Origin of the sequence: Massilia phyllosphaerae, assembly GCF_034659755.1 — a bacterium.
Lineage (GTDB): Bacteria > Pseudomonadota > Gammaproteobacteria > Burkholderiales > Burkholderiaceae_D > Telluria > Telluria phyllosphaerae.
Window position 1 is genome coordinate 299,529 of sequence record NZ_JAXSQX010000007.1, and the last position, 18,731, is coordinate 318,259.

The 18,731-nt window shown below is 58.1% G+C and carries 13 protein-coding genes and 5 tRNA genes; 10 read left to right on the forward strand and 8 right to left on the reverse strand.

The genetic code is table 11. The features are described 5' to 3' along the window. Window positions 1-94 precede the first annotated feature (94 nt). Window positions 95-787: a TOL_0243 family YfiR-like periplasmic protein gene (locus tag U1H99_RS24865; protein ID WP_323144365.1), complete on the forward strand. Its 693-nt coding sequence runs from the start codon at window positions 95-97 to the stop codon at window positions 785-787. Beyond that, complete coding sequence (locus tag U1H99_RS24870; protein WP_323144366.1) at window positions 787-2,751, forward strand: sensor histidine kinase, YfiR-like protein-associated; 1,965 nt, start codon at window positions 787-789, stop codon at window positions 2,749-2,751. Before U1H99_RS24865 ends, U1H99_RS24870 begins: the two co-directional genes overlap by 1 nt. Before the next feature lie 179 nt (window positions 2,752-2,930). Here the strand turns inward: U1H99_RS24870 and U1H99_RS24875 are convergent, their stop codons facing one another. From U1H99_RS24875 to U1H99_RS24890, 4 genes are all read right to left on the reverse strand, one after another. Further along, window positions 2,931-3,491, reverse strand: a complete 561-nt coding sequence (locus tag U1H99_RS24875; protein ID WP_323144367.1) for an FxDxF family PEP-CTERM protein — start codon at window positions 3,489-3,491, stop codon at window positions 2,931-2,933. A gap of 394 nt (window positions 3,492-3,885) precedes the next feature. Then, a tRNA-Arg gene (locus tag U1H99_RS24880) sits at window positions 3,886-3,962 on the reverse strand. Window positions 3,963-4,338: 376 nt separating this feature from the next. Beyond that, a tRNA-Arg gene (locus U1H99_RS24885) sits at window positions 4,339-4,415 on the reverse strand. Window positions 4,416-4,540: 125 nt separating this feature from the next. Beyond that, window positions 4,541-4,617 (reverse strand) — tRNA-Arg (locus U1H99_RS24890). A 190-nt stretch (window positions 4,618-4,807) separates the two neighbouring features. Here U1H99_RS24890 and U1H99_RS24895 point away from each other — a divergent pair. After that, a complete protein-coding gene (locus tag U1H99_RS24895) occupies window positions 4,808-5,827 on the forward strand; it encodes an acyltransferase (protein ID WP_323144368.1) in 1,020 nt (339 codons plus the stop codon). 66 nt (window positions 5,828-5,893) lie between these two features. Here the strand turns inward: U1H99_RS24895 and U1H99_RS24900 are convergent. Next, window positions 5,894-5,970: transfer RNA gene (locus U1H99_RS24900), tRNA-Arg, on the reverse strand. A 119-nt stretch (window positions 5,971-6,089) separates the two neighbouring features. Next, window positions 6,090-6,166: transfer RNA gene (locus tag U1H99_RS24905), tRNA-Arg, on the reverse strand. Between the two features lie 143 nt (window positions 6,167-6,309). On the opposite strand from U1H99_RS24905, the gene U1H99_RS24910 reads away from it, so the two are divergent. The 3 genes from U1H99_RS24910 to U1H99_RS24920 all read left to right on the forward strand — a co-directional run bounded on the left by U1H99_RS24910 (window position 6,310) and on the right by U1H99_RS24920 (window position 13,380). After that, complete coding sequence (locus U1H99_RS24910; RefSeq protein WP_323144369.1) at window positions 6,310-9,690, forward strand: sensor histidine kinase; 3,381 nt, start codon at window positions 6,310-6,312, stop codon at window positions 9,688-9,690. A 1,776-nt stretch (window positions 9,691-11,466) separates the two neighbouring features. Beyond that, window positions 11,467-12,597: a GGDEF domain-containing protein gene (locus U1H99_RS24915; RefSeq protein WP_323144370.1), complete on the forward strand. Its 1,131-nt coding sequence runs from the start codon at window positions 11,467-11,469 to the stop codon at window positions 12,595-12,597. A gap of 390 nt (window positions 12,598-12,987) precedes the next feature. Beyond that, window positions 12,988-13,380, forward strand: a complete 393-nt coding sequence (locus tag U1H99_RS24920) for a hypothetical protein (protein ID WP_323144371.1) — start codon at window positions 12,988-12,990, stop codon at window positions 13,378-13,380. A 725-nt stretch (window positions 13,381-14,105) separates the two neighbouring features. Here the strand turns inward: U1H99_RS24920 and U1H99_RS24925 are convergent. After that, window positions 14,106-14,432, reverse strand: a complete 327-nt coding sequence (locus U1H99_RS24925; RefSeq protein ID WP_323144372.1) for an H-NS histone family protein — start codon at window positions 14,430-14,432, stop codon at window positions 14,106-14,108. 860 nt (window positions 14,433-15,292) lie between these two features. Here U1H99_RS24925 and U1H99_RS24930 point away from each other — a divergent pair. The 4 genes from U1H99_RS24930 (at window position 15,293) to U1H99_RS24945 (ending at window position 17,669) form a co-directional block, all read left to right on the forward strand. Next, on the forward strand, window positions 15,293-15,817 hold the full coding sequence (locus tag U1H99_RS24930; RefSeq protein WP_323144373.1) for an HAD family hydrolase: 525 nt from the start codon (window positions 15,293-15,295) through the stop codon (window positions 15,815-15,817). 144 nt (window positions 15,818-15,961) lie between these two features. Further along, entirely contained in the window at window positions 15,962-16,369 is a 408-nt protein-coding gene (locus U1H99_RS24935) for a hypothetical protein (RefSeq protein ID WP_323144374.1), read from the forward strand. A 690-nt stretch (window positions 16,370-17,059) separates the two neighbouring features. Further along, the gene (locus tag U1H99_RS24940; RefSeq protein WP_323144375.1) at window positions 17,060-17,272 is read left to right on the forward strand and encodes a hypothetical protein; all 213 of its coding nucleotides are present in this window, start codon (window positions 17,060-17,062) and stop codon (window positions 17,270-17,272) included. A gap of 139 nt (window positions 17,273-17,411) precedes the next feature. Then, a complete protein-coding gene (locus tag U1H99_RS24945) occupies window positions 17,412-17,669 on the forward strand; it encodes a hypothetical protein (RefSeq protein ID WP_323144376.1) in 258 nt (85 codons plus the stop codon). A gap of 253 nt (window positions 17,670-17,922) precedes the next feature. On the opposite strand, the gene U1H99_RS24950 is transcribed toward U1H99_RS24945, so the two are convergent. Continuing rightward, window positions 17,923-18,651: a DJ-1/PfpI family protein gene (locus U1H99_RS24950; protein WP_323144377.1), complete on the reverse strand. Its 729-nt coding sequence runs from the start codon at window positions 18,649-18,651 to the stop codon at window positions 17,923-17,925. Window positions 18,652-18,731 lie beyond the last annotated feature (80 nt).

Consider the following 18,731-nt stretch of genomic DNA (forward strand, 5'->3'; position numbering starts at 1 on the left):
AAATCCAATTTAGATTTCCAATGACCGTTATTGATTTCTTAAATGGCACTGCCGTGGCCCGGTATCGTAGAGCGCTCTTGGTGCACTGAAGAAAATGTTCTACGATAGCAAAATGTATAAAAATGTTACGCGCCTCTGCGCGTTCCTTGCCATTGCGTCTGTACGACGGCGGCGAGCCGGTGGCCGGGCATGGGTGTGGTGCGCTGCGCTGTACGCCGCCCTGTGCACCGCCGCCATGGCCGCGCTGCCTGTGCATGCGCAACATGCTGGCATCGGCAATGGCGCGACGATCAATAACAACACCAATGGCAACGCCAGCGCGCTCGAGCGCCGCGTCAAGGCCGCTTTCCTGTATAAGTTTCTGGGCTATGCCGAGTTTCCGCCCGGCGCTTTCTTCGATGGCAGCAGTCCAGTCGTCATCGGCGTGGTCGGTGCCGACGATCTGGCGGGCGAACTGGCGCGGGCAGTGGCTGGACGCACCGTCAACAACCGTCCGGTGGTCGTGCGCGTGCTGCGCGACACGGATGTGCAAGTCCCGCTGCATCTGCTGTTCGTCGGCGGCGCCGATCCGCTTCGTGTCGGCCGCATGGTGCGCCAGGCCAGCGCCGCGATGCTGGTCGTCACCGAGTGTGAGGACGGGTTGCGGCAAGGTAGTGTGATTAATTTCCGTATCATTGATGAGCGGGTACGTTTCGACGTCTCGCTCGATGCTGCGGAGCGCAATGGTATCAAGCTCAGTTCGCGTCTGTTGACGGTCGCGAACCGGGTGCAGAAAGGAGTGCAGTGATGAGGGCGCCCGAGGAAGCGGACAAGGCAGACAGCGTGAACGAGGCAGGCATGGGCGACGACGCGATCATGCAGGGCAATGCGCGCGACAGCGGCACCGTCCGCAGCAAACTGATCCTGATGGCGGTGTCGACCACCTTCGTGGCCCTGCTGGCCGCGGCGCTGGCGATGCTGGTGGTCGACCTGCGCGCCTTCCAGTGCTACTGGACCGACGACCTGGTCACCCAGGCCGACATCATGGCGCGCGTGACCGCGCCGGCGCTGGCCTTCAACGACAGCGACACCGCACGCCAGAACCTGGCCGTGCTGAAAGTCCGTCCGCAGATCCTGGCCGCCGCCATCTATAACAATGCCGGCGGGCGTTTTGCCAGCTACGAGGCGGTCCCCGGCCAGCATTTCCCGGCGCGCGCCGAAAACGCCGGCTACCGCATCGAAGGCGGCGAAGTGGTGGTATTCCGTAACATCATCGAAAACGGCGAGTTGCTCGGCAGCGTCTACGTGCGTTCGCGCTACGGCTTGGTCGAGCGCCTGCTCAGCTATGGCGCGATCCTGGGCGCGGTTATGCTGGGCGCACTCGTCATCGCCGGACTGGTGGCGTCGCGCCTCCAGGCCGCGATCACCCGTCCGCTCGAGGCCGTCACCAACGTAGCGCGCCAGGTGATGCAGCGGCGCGACTTCACCCTGCGCGTGCCGGGCAACGAGCGCGGCGAGATCGGGGTGCTGGTCGAAGCCTTCAACGACATGCTGGCCGAGATCGGACGCCGTTCGCACGCGCTGCAGGAATCCAACGTCACGCTGGAACACGAGATGCAGGTGCGCCAGCGTGCCGAAGGGGCCTTGCTGGTGGCCGACCGCCGCAAGGACGAATTCCTGGCCACGCTGGCGCACGAGCTGCGCAACCCGCTGGCGCCGATCCGTACCGGCCTCGACATCCTGCGCCTGCGCAGCGGCGACGCCCAGGCCACCCAGCGCGCCACCGACATCATGGAACGTCAGCTGCGTCAGATGGTGCGCCTGGTCGACGATCTGCTCGACGTATCGCGCATCAATACCGGCAAGTTCACGATCAAGACCGGCCGCGTGGAGCTGAAGGCGGTCGTCAACGACGCCCTGGAAGTGGTGCGGCCCTACATCGAGCTGCACGGCCACGAACTGGTGATCGACCTGCCGGACCGCCCGGTGTTCCTGCACGGGGATGCCACCCGCCTGGCGCAGATCCTGTCGAACCTGTTGAACAACGCCGCCAAGTACACCAACCGCGGCGGCCGCGTCAGCCTGAAGGCGACGGTGGAGGAGCGCACCCTGGTGCTGGTCGTGGCCGACACCGGCATCGGCATCGCGCCCGACATGCTGAACAGCGTGTTCGACATGTTCGTGCAGGTCGACTCGACGCTGGAGCGCTCGAATGCCGGCCTGGGCGTTGGCCTGTCGCTGGCGCGCAAGCTGGTCGAGCTGCACGGCGGCGCGATCGAAGCCCACAGCGCCGGCCTCGGCCACGGCAGCCAGTTCGTGGTGCGCCTGCCGATCGTGGTTGATCCGGAACTGCCGGCAAAACCGACCCCGGCCGCCTTCATCAGCGCCGAGACCTACCGCATCCTGCTGGCCGACGACAACGTCGACTTCGTCAACAGTATCGGCGCGCTGCTCACCGCGATGGGCCACAGCGTGGTAATCACGCACAATGGCCCGGACGCGCTGGCCGCGGCCAAGCGCTTCTGCCCGGACTACGCCTTCCTCGACATCGGCCTGCCGAAGATGTCGGGCTACGACCTGGCGCGCGCGATCCGGGCCCTGCCGACCGGGGCGATGACGGTGATGATCGCCGTGACCGGCTGGGGTCAGGAAAAGGACCGCCAGCTGGCCTTCGAAGCCGGCTTCGACCACCACATGGTGAAGCCGGTGCGCTTCGAGCAAATCGAGGAAATCCTCGGCAACCGCAGCATCATCAAAAAGCTGCGCACGTGAAGGGATCTCGATAAACCTACTGCGCGTTGCACTGTCGGCCTGTGATGCCCGCTGTACTTTCGTACAGATGCGCTTCTCGGCCAACATTGCTGCCGCTCGCTACGGTTTCTCGAGATCCCGTGGCGTCCGTAAAAAAGCGGAAGCGCGCACGCTTCCGCCGGACTTCAGGGCAGGCAGGCTCAGGCCTGTTTGCCCCCCTTGCGGCGCCGCGCCAGGAAGCCCAGCACACCCAGGCCGCCCAGCATCAAGCCGTAGGTTTCCGGCTCCGGCACCGGCGTGGTCAAGGCCACCGCGCCGCCAAAGGCCGCGGACCCGGAGGAGTTCAGGTTGCCGCTGACCTGCAGGTAATAATTGCCGGCGTCGAGGCCCGTGCTGGTGAGGGTCCAGACGTCGATGGCGCCCGACTGTAACGCCGTACCTCTGGTCACCAGGGTATTGCCGGTGGCGCTGTACAGCGACAGGGCGGTGATGTCGAGACCGGTCTCGGTTGCGCCGGTGATCGACGAAACGATGGCGTTCACCGTGGTGCCGGGCGAACCTTCCTGCGCGGTCGGCACCGCAAAGGTGAAGCGGTCGGCAAAGCTGGCGCCGCCGTTGTTTTGGGCAAATGCATCGCCGAAAAAGCCGCTGGTGCCCACCAGGTCCAAGGCCTGGGAGCCGCTCCCGATGTTCTGGGCCATGGCGGAAGAACCGAACGACGCAACAGCAACTACGGCAGCAGCAATTAGGGATCTCTTCATAGCGTACCTCGCAAAGACACAGCTGCGTCCTGCAGCTTGGGTTTCAGGGAATCGGGGAATTTAATGCTATCAAAGAGGCGGGAAAAGGCACGAAAAATTAAGCCTGGGCCTGCTACTTGAAAGAATATGCCTCTGTGTATCGATTTTCTGAATGACGCGGCAGAGTCTTGGTCTTCATAGGGAGCGGTGGCGCGGTTTGCCGCCGGCCACGCAGGCTTGCTTGCCGTCTTCAATAGATGTAGGCGTTGTCCTACGTAACTCCGAGGCTCGATCCTCTGCGGAGGCCGTCTGCGTTGATTGAACACGCGGCATTTATCTCAAGCATTCGGAGCAGGGGAGAGACAAAGAAAAATGGCCCAGAGCTTTCGCTCTGAGCCATTCATCCTGAAGAAGTTGGTGCGGCTGGCAGGAATCGAACCCACGACCCCTTGGTTCGTAGCCAAGTACTCTATCCAGCTGAGCTACAGCCGCCCGAGGCCAGCATTATACGCAGGTTTTGCCATTTGGCAAAGCTCAAATCGGTAGGAGGCCATTCCGAATCGGCGAGTCATTGGCGGTGGTATTGCGGAGCGGGAGCGGTGGGCGCGCTTTGTCAATTCAAGGGCTGCTGTCACTACCAGCATGAAAACGACACTTCGAACTTTCGGGATGCCTGTGGGCGATTCCGATGATCGAATCGCTTGCGAATGCGCCTGATCGTTTGCTGGATCTTCCAGTCCATAATGCTTGCTTGCGTAACGAACGTCCGGAGGGCGCCAGATAGGGCGGCATGGCACGTCACTCTGACTGTCGCCTGAAAGAAAAATGGCCCAGAGCTTTCACTCTGAGCCATTCGTCCTGAAGAAGTTGGTGCGGCTGGCAGGAATCGAACCCACGACCCCTTGGTTCGTAGCCAAGTACTCTATCCAGCTGAGCTACAGCCGCCCGAGGCCCGCATTATACGCATTTTTTGCCATTTGGCAAAGGTTAATCCTTGCGCATCATCCGGGGCCGTCATAAAAGAAAAATGGCCCAGAGCTTTCACTCTGGGCCATTCATCCTGAAGAAGTTGGTGCGGCTGGCAGGAATCGAACCCACGACCCCTTGGTTCGTAGCCAAGTACTCTATCCAGCTGAGCTACAGCCGCCCGAGGCACGCATTATAGCAGCGGATATCGTGATCGCAAAGTCCATGTTGTAAGGCAATGAACAGGGTGCCCATGCGGATCGGCTGACGCTTGCGCTGCCGCAGTGACCGCCGCGCGCCCCTATGTCGAAATGGAGCTTACGTCCTCAGCAATGGGGCGCTTCGAATATTTCCTTTGGACAGGTGATTGCATGATCTGGCTCGACGCCGCACGCGTGGTTTCCATACTTGCCGTGGTGTTCCTGCATGTCGCAGCCACGGTCGTGACCGGCTGCGATATCGGCTGCCCGGACTGGTGGTACGGCAACGTCTACGATTCGCTGGTGCGCTGGTGCGTGCCCGTATTTATCATGATTAGCGGGGCGCTGCTGCTCGGGGCCGGCAAGCGCGAGACCGTCGCCGCCTTCTACCGCAAGCGCATGACGCGCATCTTCGTGCCGCTCGTGGTCTGGACCATCGTCTTCCTGTTCTGGCAGGGCGAGCAGGCGACGTTTTCGCTGGCCGACCTCAGCCTGGCGGCGATGGCGCGCCGCATCGCCAGCGGCAAGCCGCACTACCACATGTGGTTCTTGTTCATGATCGTCAGCCTGTACCTGTTCACGCCCTTCATCCGGATCCTGGTGCGTCATGCCGCGCGCGCCGAGTTGTGGCTGCTGGTGGCGCTGCTGTTCGGCGTCGCCGCGCTGCATGAGGTGTTCGGCATGTTCTTCGGGCGCGGCGTCACCCTGTTCGTGTTCTGGTTCCTGTCCTATCTGCCGTACTTCCTGTGCGGCCACCTGATTGCCACCAGCGACCGGGCGATGTCGACGCGCCTGCTGCTGGCGGTGTTCGGCGCGTCGGTCATGCTGACGGCGCTCGGCTGCTATCTGCTGGCCGGCGCGCGCGGCATCGAGGATGGGCTGTATTTCTACGGTTACCTGAGCATCACCGTGATTCCGATGTCGGTCAGCCTGATGTGGATGTTCCGGATGCGCAGTTTCGATGGCGTCCCGGGTGCGGTCGGCGCCACCTTCCGGCGCCTGTCCGAGCTGACCCTCGGGGTCTACCTGATCCATCCGGTGATCCTGGAATCGTTCCGGCGCTTCGCCTTCCGCCAGGAAGAGGTGTATCCGCTGCTGTCGGTGCCGCTGGTGGCGCTGCTGGTATTCGGTGCGTCGCTGCTGTGCGCCTTCGTGCTGTCTCGGATCCCGTATCTGAAACGGGCGATCTGAAGAGGGTGGGGCGGGAAAGAAAAATGGCCCAGAGCTTTCGCTCTGAGCCATTCGTCCTGAAGAAGTTGGTGCGGCTGGCAGGAATCGAACCCACGACCCCTTGGTTCGTAGCCAAGTACTCTATCCAGCTGAGCTACAGCCGCCCGAGGCACGCATTATAGCAGCGGTTTCCGGATTGGCAAAGTGCCCATCCAAACGTGTCAGGATGCGCCAAAGAAAAATGGCCCAAAGATTTCTCTTTGAGCCATTCTTCATGAATAAGTGGTGCGGCTGGCAGGAATCGAACCCACGACCCCTTGGTTCGTAGCCAAGTACTCTATCCAGCTGAGCTACAGCCGCCCGAAAAGAATTATAGCAGTGGCATCCGGAATGCGAAAGTCTTAATTTTACTCAACAATTTCAAGGGTTCTGCTAGATTAGTGCCTGGTCCTTCGCAGCCCCTATTTATGTTTCGCCCGAATCCCCGTATCGTCAGGCGCCTCATGGTTGCCGTGCTCGCCTTCCACCTGACTGCAATGGCCTGGGCCGGTGCCGCGCGCAGCCTGGACTTCCAGCATGTCGGCCTGGAAGACGGCTTGCCGCAGGAATCGGTGCTGACCATCGTGCAGGACCGTACCGGCTTCATGTGGTTCGGCACCCAGGCCGGACTGGCGCGCTTCGACGGCTACCGCCACCGCGTGTTCCTCAGCGACCCGGCCGATCCAGCCAGTCTGCCCGACAATTATGTGCACGCTTCCTACGAAGACGGCGCCGGGCGGCTGTGGTTCGGTACGCGCGGCGGTCTGGTGCGCTTCGACGCGGCGCGCCAGCGCTTCGTGCGTCAAGACCTGTCCGGCGGCGACGACCTGGACGGGCGCAACAGTGCGGTCACCGCCATTATCGGCGACGGCAAGGGCGGCCTGTGGGTAGCTACCGTCGATGGCCTGGCCCATCTCGACGGCAGCGGCGGTGTCCGGGTCTACCGCCACGATGCGCGCGACGACGGCAGCCTGCGCGACGACCGCGTGGCCGCGCTGGCGCTGGACGGGCGTGGCGGGCTGTGGGTCGGCACCGGCGTCGGTCTCGATTACCTGGCCGCCGGCGCCGGCGGCTTCGCACATCACGACATCCAGGCACCGCGCCGCAGCGGCGGCGCCCAGCCCGCCGACCCGCGCTACAACAGCATCATGGCGCTGTCGATGGGATCGGACGACACGCTCTGGATCGGCACCGCGGCCGGCCTCGAAGCCTGGCGCCTGGGCGGCGGCAAGGGTACCGCGGCGATCGTGCGCCACCGCTTCGGCGCGGACGAAGGCATCGGCGACCTGCGCATCAACCTGATCTACCCGGACAAGCGCGGCAACCTGTGGGTCGGTACCGAACTGGAAGGCCTGAAATGGCGCGATCCGTCGAACGGACGTTTCGTCAGCTACGCCAATCACCCGCTCGACCGCCATACGCTGTCGGACAACCAGGTACGCGCGGTCCGGGTCGACCGCACCGGCACCTTGTGGGTCGGAACCCTGGCCGGCGGCGCCAACCGGGCAGACCTGGCCAGCGGCGGCTTCAGGCGCTTCGATTTCGCACCCGGCGAGCTGCCCGAAGCGGGCAGCCGCAAGATCCGTGCGATCGCAACCGATCCCGACGGCCGCCTGTGGATGGGCACCAGCGGCGCCGGCCTGATGCACGTGGACCCGTCCAGCGGCCGGGTCGAACAGTTGCGCCACGATCCTCTGCGTCCCGGCAGCCTGCCCGACGATATGGTGGCGGTGCTGCTGCGCGCGCATGGCAGGCTGTGGGTCGGCGGGCCGAACGGCCTGGCGTGGCGCGCGGCCGGCGCCGCCGACGCCGACGGCTTTACCCGGGTGGCACTGGGCAGCGAGGCCGGGTCCAGCCACGTACAGGCGCTGATGCAGGACCGCACGGGCGCGCTCTGGGCCATGACCCGCGGCGGCCTGTTCATGCTCGATGCCGATGGCCAGGTGCGCCGGACCTGGCGCCACGATCCGCGCGACCCCGGCAGCCTCGGCGAAAACTACGGCTATGCGCTGCTCGAAGACCGCAGCGGCGCGATCTGGGTCGGCACCGAGAACGGCCTCGACCGCCTCGACCGCGCCAGCGGCACGTTTACCCATTTCCGCAGCGATCCGCGCGACCCGGCGAGCCTGCGCCACAACCGCATCTACACCCTGTTCGAGAGCCGGCGCGGCGAGGTCTGGGTCGGCACCGCGGGCGGCCTGCACCGCATCGAACACGGCCCCGGCGGCGCCGTACGTTTCCGCCTGTTCCCGGTGGCCGGCGCGCGCGAGCAGTTGCCGATCGGCGCGGTACTGGAAGATACGCGCGGCCTGCTGTGGGTCAGCAGCACCGCGGGTCTGACCCGGCTGGACCGGGCCAGCGGCCGCTTCAAGACCTACGGCGCGCGCGACGGCCTGATCGAGGGCTCGTACTTTGTCGGCGCGGCCGCGCGCGGCCCCGACGGCATGCTGCACTTCGGCGGCATGAACGGCATGACCTCGTTCCAGCCGGAGGCGATCCGCGACAATCCCTACCCGCCGGCGGTGGCGATCACCGATTTCCAGGTGGCCAACCAGTCGCGCCCCGTGCAGGCGGCGATGGCGCTCGACTACGGCGACCCGGTATTCACGCTGGAATTCGCGGCGCTGCACTATGCCGACCCGTCGGCCAACCGCTATGCCTACCGCCTGCGCGGCTTCGACCGCGGCTGGACCGAGACCGGCGCCGCCAAGCCCTTTGCCACCTACACCAACCTCGATCCGGGAAAGTACGTGTTCGAGGTCCGCGCCGCCAACAAGGACGGCGTGTGGAGCGCGCAGCCGGCCAGCGTCGCCATCACGATCGCGACGCCGTTCTGGATGAGCTGGTGGTTCCGCCTGGGTGGCGCGCTGCTGGTGCTGGGCAGCGCGTTCGCGCTGTACCGCCTGCGCATCCGCGTGCTGGTGCTGCAGACCGCGCGCCTGGAACACCAGGTCGGCCTGCGCACCGCCGAACTGGTGCTGCAAAAGGAGAGCGCCGAGCGGCGCAAGCAGGAAGCCGAGATGCAGAAAGAAGCGGCCGAGGAAGCCTACCGCCAATTGAAGGCAACCCAGGCCCAGCTGGCCGCGAGCGAAAAGCTGGCCTCGCTCGGCTCACTGGTCGCCGGCGTGGCGCACGAACTGAACACACCGATCGGCAACAGCCTGCTGATGGCCAGCACGCTGCAGGACAAGACCGAGTCGCTGGCCGCGCGCTTCAGCCGCAACGACTTGAAGCGCTCCGACCTCGAAAGCTGGATCGGCGCCGCGCGCGACGCGAGCGCCCTGATCGTGCGCAGCCTGCATGCGGCGGCCGACCTGGTGAACAGCTTCAGGCAGGTCTCCGTCGACCAGGCCAGCACCCAGCGCCGCCGCTTCGACCTGGCCCGGGCCTGCCAGGAGATCCTGGCGACGATGATGAACCAGGTGCGGCGCGCCGGGCATACGCTCGAGGTGCAGGTGGAACCCGGGATCGGCATGGACAGCTATCCGGGGCCGCTGGGGCAGGTGCTGATCAACTTCGTCAACAACGCGCTGCTGCACGCCTTCGACGGCCGCGGCGGCCGCATGGTCCTGAGTGCGCAGCGCATCGACGGCGAGCGCGTGCGCATCGTGTTCCGCGATGACGGCCGCGGCATCCCGGCCGAGCACCTGGCGCGCATCTTCGATCCCTTCTTCACCACGCGCATGGGGCAGGGCGGTACCGGGCTGGGACTGAATATTGCCTACAACATTGTGACCACCCTGTTGGGCGGGACGATCCGGGTGGAGAGCGTGGTGGGGGAGGGTACCGTGTTCACGCTCGAGCTGCCGCTGCGGGCGGAGGAAGTGATGCCCGAAACGATCTGATGCGGTTACGCGACTGCATGAAAGGCGCTAGGAACGCCTAACAAAGCCCGTTACTTGCCCTGACAACGCCCTCATTCGCTGAGCCGACGTCCGCTGTTGGCCAAAAGCGGACGTATTCACGACACAAGGGATTTGAATGAAAAGTTATGTGTTCGCTGTATCCAATGGAACAGTTATGGCCGCATCTGCTTCACTTGAAGCGATGACTGAGAACTGCAAAGAATTCTTTGCGGTCGCTCTTGCCGGCGACGATGAGCTCAGGACACTGATGGGTCTACTAGGATTGACGTTGCCGGCTGAGACATTATTATCGCCAAACGAGGACTTCTCGTCCGTGATCGACTATTCCGATCAATCGCTACCACAACTAACCGAAGACGACTTCGAAAAGTTCTATGACGATTGGCTGCACATGTCAGTACGTGAGACTACATGGATGAATAGGGGCAGCTGCTTTTTCTCCAAGGACGTGCAGGTGCCTGGAATAAGATGGCAAGCCGCTTCGTGCTCTGCGAGACCTCGAGAATTAAATAGTCGTCTCGATGAGGTTAACGTCAGATATGGGTCGCAAGCTGCCTGTCGTGACAGTCTGCGAGTTTCTCAGCGCCACAGCCTGTTATGCTGGCTCGACCGTCTGCTACCGGCCATAAGCGGACGTCGCCTGATCGGCAGGTAAAAGCTGTCCTGACCCCTTATTTGGAGAACTTATGTACACAGTAAGGCGTGGGCAGTACCGCTTTAGAACGCCGTTAGATCATCGTTACCGCCTTTATCCACTACCATCGCTTGCTGATGTCCGCTGCCCGAAATGTCGGAGTAGATGCGATTTTTGTATAACACCCCGGCAGACGTTTGCTAAAGACGAGCAGTCCGGCGGTTACAGCCTGCTGCCGTTACCGATTCAAGGAACTGTCCTTGGCAAGGGGGCCTGCACCGTATGTAGCAATAGCTTTTCTGCTATCCAGTGGCCCCAAGCCGCATACTTTTCAGTTGATGTTCATGGCGGAACTGTGTGGGCATGGAATACGACATACTTAACGGCTTTGCGTGCCCGCGTTGCTGGCGACAGGGTCTTGGAGCGACAGCTAGCAGCTTCCAATGGATACTTGCACTACTTCCTCGCGAGAATACCAAAGCACGCTGTCGTGAAGCACAACAGGACCCACCTGCTGCGGACGCTTGATGAGTGGCTCTGTAATGCAGCGTTGTCTTGCTCACGGCTCAGCTCAAGGCTTACTTAACGGATCAGCGACGTCTGCTTTGGGTCGGAAGCAGACCTAGCGGAAGGTCCGCAACCGGCCAAGAGCGGACGTTGCAACCGGAGCGACCTTCTTTGATGACAGAGGATGATCACCTAGGACGAGAAAGAGTTGTACCGGCAAGGTGATTAGGTCCAGCACTACCTTGGACCCGATTGGCGTGTCAGGCATGGGGTTGCCGAGGGACAAATACCAATCGTACGCACCCATATGGTCGTGCTACCCAACGAAAATGCGAACATGGAGTAACTCGCTAGTCGACCTCCCCCTACTGTCGTACGCATTTTACCTTTATGCCTTAAGGCCTCTGCAAGACGCTGGAGTAGGTTGTGTTTCACCACATACCTATACAGAAAAAGCAAAATATGTTGCTAAGAAGATACAATGCCGAGCCGATTTGCAATCAAATCTGTCAAAATATTGAGTCAAAATTGATAAAAATTCTACTCTGTCAGTATTTTTGTCATTTTTTGAATGATTTCTTTGTGCAACCTTTGCGCCCTCACGACATCCACTTATGAAGTTCAACAGTTTGATCGGCGAGTTCGCCGACTACACGACCGAATCTGCTTTTCTTACTGAAACACAAGACGTAATCGGGCGCCAGCTTCGCATCGCGCTGTTGAGCGCAGGCCTCTTCTTCCTGCTGTTTTTCGCTACCGATCTGGCGGCAGTGCACGCCGTGCCGAGCTTGGCGATTCTGCTTTGTGCGCGATTGACGGTGGCATTGTTCGCCTGCTTCTGCGCCTGGGTCCTGATGCGCCGGCGGCCTTCACCACGCATGCTGCACCGAATCGCGGCGTCTTTCGAAATTCTAGCGTTCGGCAGCTTCATGCTGGTGGTTGCTTTACGTCCCAGCGAATTTCAATGGCATGCGATGTCGCTCGCAGCGATGCTGACCGTATGCTATCTGTATATCCCGAACCGCTTGCTCCACGCTATTTGCTTGGCGCTTGGTGCGACCGCGATTTTCTTAGTCTTGGTAAGCACGCTGAACGACTTGAGTCGGGCGGACATCGTCACTATGGGCATGTTGTTAGCAATGACGAACATCTTCGGTGCCCTGGCAATGCGACGCTATGGGATGAGCGCGCGTGAGGCGTACCGCCTGACCCGCATTCTCAAGATAGCGGCCGAGCACGATCATCCGACCGGTTGCTACAATCGCCGTTACCTGCATGAACAGCTCATGAGCGGTGAGCGCGCCTGGGCGCACGGACACGGGCGCCACATCGCCCTGCTACTGTGCGATATCGACCATTTCAAGCAAATCAACGACAGGCATGGCCATGTAGATGGCGACACCGTGCTGCGCGCCTTCGGCAAACTCTTTCTGCGGCACGTTATGGCACGCGGCGGTAGCGCCATACGCTATGGCGGTGAGGAGTTCATGGCGCTTCTACCAGATACGGACCTGGCAAGCGGAGTGCAGGTCGCTGAAAGCTTGCAACTCGCGTTCGCAGCGCAGAGCACTCTATCAGGCGACGGCTACGAAGCGCTTCGGGCGACGGCTAGCTTCGGGCTAGTGGCGGTCGACTCCAAGCAGGCAAAATGTCTACTAAACGACATGATCGAGGTCTCCGATACATTGCTATACCGTGCCAAGGCCAATGGACGCAACCGTGTCGAGGCGATGCAGATAGCTTAAAACTCTTGCAACGGGTAACGTCAGCTTATACATGCTTAAGCACCACTAACACAACTGGACGGGAAACTGTTCTGCGTGCTGTTGCGGGCATGGCAAGAAGAAAAGTCAGCAATGAATTATAGACGGCGCTGAAGCCGTTACTACCGGGCACTTTCTAAATTCCTGGGTTTACAGGCGTTATGCATGCTACTTTGCGCCGACTCCGGCCTCATCTCTTGAGAGACTGTCTTGACCAGCTCCTCAACCAAGCAAATGTCCGCAATGGGTCGGGTCCGGCCGGTCGTGACCATTCGTGACTTTTCCGGTCGGGCAACCTGCTATGCTGAGCTGAACGGCGAAGATCGGCCAAAAGCGGACGTGTTGCCAACGCGGCACTTTAAGGAGGGTTTTATGCTGAGGATCGTTCCAGCGTTGGCTGCATTGTTTGGCATTTTGATTTTCGTACCGGGGTGCTTAGTCTGCGCCCTGGCGATGGCGACACCTCAAGGCGAGCCATTCATTGCTCCTGGACTGATTTTCATTGGCGCGTTTTTATGCCTATTACTAGTCACCGGAGGATTTATCTACGTTGGAATTTGGCCTGATCTAATAGGGAGGTCGACGCTTCACCGAATCTTCGCTGGAGGTTTGCTAACAGTTCCAATACTTCTTGGTGCCATTTTTTCGTTCGCACAGCAGTCGAGGGTTGTCGGATCGACCCTGTTTTTTGCCGGGGTATTTGCCTTCGTATTTATGAACTGGCCCGGCTACGCACTAGGGAAACGGAAAGGGAATTCACTTTGATGCCTGCTGCCATGGGCAGCGCGTGTCTGCAGTCGGTGGGGAACTCCGAAAAAGCAGTGCTGTCGGTTGACTCTGATAGCCATGCAGCAGGTCCGCTTTGGGTCGGTTGCGGACGGTCGTGACCGTTCGTGACTTTTTCAACGCGGCAAGCTGCCATGCTGATCTGAACGGCCGGGTTCGGCCAAAAGCGGACCGCTGACGGTGCTGATACACTCGTCGTTGGCATCAGGATTACCAGGCAAGATCAGATTGGGGTGAACTATGCTTGTAGTCGAAAATAAATTTCAACGCTTCGCAACGTCGCTTATCTGCTGGCTCATTGCCTCATTCCTGGCAACGGTCAGCTTTCTACATTTTTTCCCGGGCTACGGTGTCATTTTCTTGATATTCTGCTTCTTAGCAGGGTTTGGAATGTTGCCTTGGTCTAATGGAAGCCGCTCGTTCGGTTCTTCAGCTGGAATACTTATCGGAATTACTTTGGCAACTATCGTCTTCTTCCGTGCCATGCCCTTTAACTGAAATTTTTCCAGTAGGGATCTAGGGCTAAAAATCTACGAACGGCTGCAATGGGTCGGTAGCAGACAGTGCCGCATGTTCCCAGCCGGCCGGCCCTGGTCTGTTGTGACAGGTGTACAGGCAAAGTAAGTCAATTGCAGTGCCTAACTATCGCGCACTGCTCAATGACAGTATGACGCCTAAACGCATCCCACCATAGACGAAGCTAGCTAGCTAGCGGCTTTAGTCTTTAAATCTTCTAACTTTGCACCGCTCTCGATTGCCTCAATGATCCAGCGAGGTTTTCGACCGCGTCCAGTCCATTGTTCAGCAGTGTTTTTTGGGTTTTCGTACTGCGCGGTCACCTTCTTGACAGATTTCTCGGGTTTGCCGTTGAGTAGCTGGTCAACAGTCAGGCCGACCGATTGCGCAATTTCTAAGATGTCTTTACGAGCCTTGACTACCGCTTCTTTGCTATGGTTAGAAATCAGCACATTGACATCTTGTTGCAACTTCTTTAGCTCACTTAGCGACAGCCTTGATAGATCCATAGTCATGTTAGTCCTTTTGATTCATAAAATTTAGCATGAGCAGCATAATATCAGTTCCAACTACTTTGGTTCCGTTCTAATAGACGGTCTCAAATTTACCCCGATTCCAGCTTAGAACGCCGCACAAAACCATTCAGTTGCTCTGTATGCAACAGCCGGGTACACTGAGCCGTACTGACCGTCTGCTAAGGGCCAAGAAGGGTCTTTGCGAATAGCATTGAGTGCTGAGGGCCCTACACTTTACGGAGATGAAATGAGATCGTGGTTCGTCGTCCTGGTTTTCGCTACACAGTTTGTGTCGACTGCATACGGCCAAGAGAAACCAAAGCCTGCTGCGCCTGATGCTGCTTCCCTGCCAAAAACACCAGTTGCTCCCTCCGATCCAGTCGATTATGACTACGCATGGGATCAGTTTGACCATCGAGGAAGAATGATATGGGACTGCAGAGGCATGCAGTCAGGCGCAATAGTTCAACCCGAATTATGTGAGTTCAAGCCGAAGACAGATAGTCAATGGCCGGATAAAAAGATTCCGAGCAGTTGGAAAAGATAGCTTAGCGTGCATGGGCTGCTGGCTCTCACCTCCTAGTGCAATGACCGCTTCGGGTCGGTTCATACTTGCTCGCACAAAGTGAATGGGAAGTTCAACATGAAAAATTTTTTGTCTACTGCGTCGGGAACTGCCGTTGGTACGCTTCTCTACACTTACTTCTTGAGTAGTGCACATGACCTCGACTGGGCGCGTGCCGCCTTCATAGGAACTCTTTCTGGTCTGTGCTCTGCTGCATGGTCTCAGAAAAAGCGAAAGCGATAGACCGAGCACTTCAACATCTGCTTGAACTTCTGCTTTGGGTCGGAAGCGGACAATGAAAGGCTGCAACATGACGCGAGTTCGACTAATCGTCTTTGATTTGGACGAGACCTTGGTGCACGCGACAGAGGTGCCCTTATCTTCCCCCGAGGCTTTTCGAGTCGGGCCGTATTTTGTCTACGTGCGGCCGTTTGCATCTGAACTGATTAAGTTCTGTGCATCTCACTTCGAGGTTGCAGTCTGGTCTTCATCTAGCGAACGCTACGTTGAGATGGTCACCGAAAAGCTGTTTGGTACTTCATACCCCGTTGCATTCTCATGGGCGGTTTCCAAATGTGTTCAAAAAGTTGACCCTAAAAGTAACGGTTATGTGTACATCAAGGACCTGCGGAAAGCGTTAAAGCACGGGTACGCCGCAGACGAGATCATCGTGATTGATGACAGCCCCGAGAAACTTCAACGGCAACCTACGCGACATCTTTGCCTATCAGCGTTCACAGGCGATCCATTGGACGGGGAACTTCTTGGCGCTATCGAACAGGTTAAGGCGATGGCGCAAATACAGTCAGCTGCAATCTAATAGGAACGTCCACAATGGGTCGGTTGCGGCCGCTGTGACAGTCTGCGACTTTTCACGGCCTTCGACCTGCTATGCTCATCTGAACGGCCGGGTTCGGCCAAGAGCGAACCTGAATACGCGAGCCAACTACTCGCTCAATGTGTAATGAATTTTCCGAAGATTGATATAGACCACTGGGCACTTATCTCGGGCGAAAATCGCCATCGCCCGGCACCTGATACCTTTTGGATTCCGCCACTTGAAAACCGGCAGGAACTAAAGTTTGGCGATGCGGCAAAGCTAATTTTTGAGATCGAAGCCGAAGATGAATGCGGGCAGGTCTCACGCGAGTACGAGCGTATGTGGGTAGTGGTTTCGGAAGTAAGGCCACAGTATTTCATTGGGCGACTTACCAACACACCGATGGTTTGCAATGAGAACAGCCGCTTTTACCTTATGCAAGATGTAGAGGTTCCTTTCTTGCTTGAGAATGTTATCGATATCGATCGCCCGCCGAAAGCATACCTAGATGCGCTATTTTCGGAGCTTCCAAAAAAGACTTGGCCGCGATAATCGCATGACAGTTCTCGTAGGTCCGCTTCGGGTCGAGAGCGGTCTCAGCCGAAGGACCGCAACCGGCCACAAGCAGTCGTTGAAATCCTCAACATCTTGAATATGCAAATACGAAAAGAATTAATACTTTCAGGTCTGGCAGCTCTGTTGCTCTCGGCGATGCAACCAGCTGCTCACGGGCAGAGCCTCCCTTGTTGGATTAAGAAAGTCGAGAAACGCAACGGAAAGCTTTACATACACTTCCTACCTAACTACCGCCAGTGGGCGTTTGTTACGAAAAGATCTCAAGAGCGGCAGGACGAGGCATCGTCGAGCGACAAGGCAGACTATCTGGTCATGCGGGAAGGGGAAAGGGCCAGTGTCAGCGATAGACTGCACAGCGGTTGCACAATGTCTGTCGGGAGAAGCGAGCGACAACTTGGGTTGCAGACCGAGTCTTACGTTTCCCTGCCAGGTCTGCCGGCTGATAAGAGAACCTACTTTATCCCGGCAGAGCTAGGAAACGAATCGCAACAGCAGAAGTCATCCGAATAATTTATTGAACAAGTTGGTCTTGCTAGGGCCGAGGATGTCTACTTTGGGTCGTTTCCGGCCGGTCGTGACCGTCAGTGACTTTTCCGCTTTGGCAACCTGCTATGCTTGCTTGACCGGCCGAGATCGGCTAAGACAGGGCGTTTAGGAATCAAGATTATGACGAACAGCAAAAAGCAGGAATACTGCCTGATCTGCGGACGTCTACTCGACAGTCCGGCAGATCCGCTTTCAGGCAATTGTGGTGGAGATTGCTGGGGCTGCGTAGGCGCTATCGAGGCAGAAATGGGATGTGAAGAATCGCTCGCCTACGTGCGCAAAGAATACGAGGCAGGACTTCGGCCCGGCTGGATCGATCCGTTCAAGGGCTGATTTAGCAGTTGCGTTATGTCCGCTTCGGGTCGGAAGCTGACATAACCATAGGTCCGCAATCAACCAACAGCGGACCTAACGTTTCATCTACTCTCACGTCTTTCTACACTCTCTCACTAATGATGTCAAAAATAGCCTTATGACAACTAATGTCTACACAAGTTTTGCGAATATAGTCGCTGATATTGCAGTTTTTTGTGAATTCACCAGCGCTGGCATGCTCAATGAAGACACTGCAGTCGGGATGATGGAGCAGTTGGCATTTCGCTTGAGCGATTTAAATGATACAGACAAAGCTAGATTAGCTGCTCGGCTAGTCCATTTGAGCTTTGAATCTTCAGAGAAAAAGAATACTGATTTCGTTCGAGGGTTGCCAGATTCGCTTGGGTTGATCTAGCTTCGTAGTCTCGAATAGAAAGGTCCGCTTCGGGTCGGGAGCTGCCGGTCGTGACTGTCTGAGAGTTTGCCAGCTCGGCAACCTGCTATGCTGGCTCGACCGTCTGCTTGCGGCCATTAGCGGACGCTTACGGAAGCCACGTGCTCATCGGGATGTTGCAACTTTCAACTAGCAGGGCCTCCGTAAGCGCCGCAATCTGTAGATTTCATCACGACGCCGATGCGTGGTTAATAACTCTAGACAGCAATACTTTTTATTTTGAATCGATTGCAAATGGATCGTTAGTGGGATCCCCGTTCCAGACGTACTCTGCGAGTCTAGCCGTCTGCTGAGCTATTTCCTGACCATAGAGTTGCTTTACCAATGCAAGTGCCATGTCAGTACCTGCGGACACGCCAGAAGATGTCACATACTTTCCATCAAAGACCCATCTTGCATGCGGTTGCCACTTGACGGATTTGGAATTACTAGTTGCCCACACCCAGGCATTTTTATTTGTTGTCGCTCTGTGATTATCAAGTATCCCAGCTCTTGCAAGTACCGCGGCTCCAGTACATACGGAGGTTGTCCACTCGGTAGCGCGGTTCTGATGGCGTAAAAAATCAAGCATGACAGTGTTGTTCACTTCTTTCCTAGTTCCTCCACCTCCAGGAATCATTAAAATTTCAAACTGAGGCGCATCAACAAATGAATAACGGCACACCGTATCCAAACCCTGCGAAGATCTTGCAATCCCACCATTCTGACAAACAGTAACAATCTCGTAGTCTTTAAGCTTGCCCCACATTTGTACTGGGCCGAAAACATCTAGTGTTTCAAATCCATTAAATAAAACGATGCCGATCTTTTTTGGTTTAGGACTTAGTACGATATCGCTATGGCTTGAGATCTCCGCAAATGTTTGCGTGGACGTCAGCGCAAAGCTAGAAAGGGCGGTCGCAAGTCCCAGTATGTTGCGGCGTGTAAAGCGGTTATTTTTCATATTTACCTTTAATAGAAATCTAAAATTCGTATCGAATATGCATAGCTCGATTTTCCAGTTAAGATCTCTAGGAAGCGTTA

Bases quoted from the DNA above. Each gene is read 5' to 3' on its own strand.
- U1H99_RS24865 (WP_323144365.1), top strand. From the start codon at position 95: ATGTTCTACGATAGCAAAATGTATAAAAATGTTACGCGCCTCTGCGCG.
- U1H99_RS24870 (WP_323144366.1), top strand. From the start codon at position 787: ATGAGGGCGCCCGAGGAAGCGGACAAGGCAGACAGCGTGAACGAGGCA.
- U1H99_RS24875 (WP_323144367.1), bottom strand. From the start codon at position 3,491: ATGAAGAGATCCCTAATTGCTGCTGCCGTAGTTGCTGTTGCGTCGTTC.
- U1H99_RS24895 (WP_323144368.1), top strand. From the start codon at position 4,808: ATGATCTGGCTCGACGCCGCACGCGTGGTTTCCATACTTGCCGTGGTG.
- U1H99_RS24910 (WP_323144369.1), top strand. From the start codon at position 6,310: ATGGTTGCCGTGCTCGCCTTCCACCTGACTGCAATGGCCTGGGCCGGT.
- U1H99_RS24915 (WP_323144370.1), top strand. From the start codon at position 11,467: ATGAAGTTCAACAGTTTGATCGGCGAGTTCGCCGACTACACGACCGAA.
- U1H99_RS24920 (WP_323144371.1), top strand. From the start codon at position 12,988: ATGCTGAGGATCGTTCCAGCGTTGGCTGCATTGTTTGGCATTTTGATT.
- U1H99_RS24925 (WP_323144372.1), bottom strand. From the start codon at position 14,432: ATGACTATGGATCTATCAAGGCTGTCGCTAAGTGAGCTAAAGAAGTTG.
- U1H99_RS24930 (WP_323144373.1), top strand. From the start codon at position 15,293: ATGAAAGGCTGCAACATGACGCGAGTTCGACTAATCGTCTTTGATTTG.
- U1H99_RS24935 (WP_323144374.1), top strand. From the start codon at position 15,962: ATGAATTTTCCGAAGATTGATATAGACCACTGGGCACTTATCTCGGGC.
- U1H99_RS24940 (WP_323144375.1), top strand. From the start codon at position 17,060: ATGACGAACAGCAAAAAGCAGGAATACTGCCTGATCTGCGGACGTCTA.
- U1H99_RS24945 (WP_323144376.1), top strand. From the start codon at position 17,412: ATGACAACTAATGTCTACACAAGTTTTGCGAATATAGTCGCTGATATT.
- U1H99_RS24950 (WP_323144377.1), bottom strand. From the start codon at position 18,651: ATGAAAAATAACCGCTTTACACGCCGCAACATACTGGGACTTGCGACC.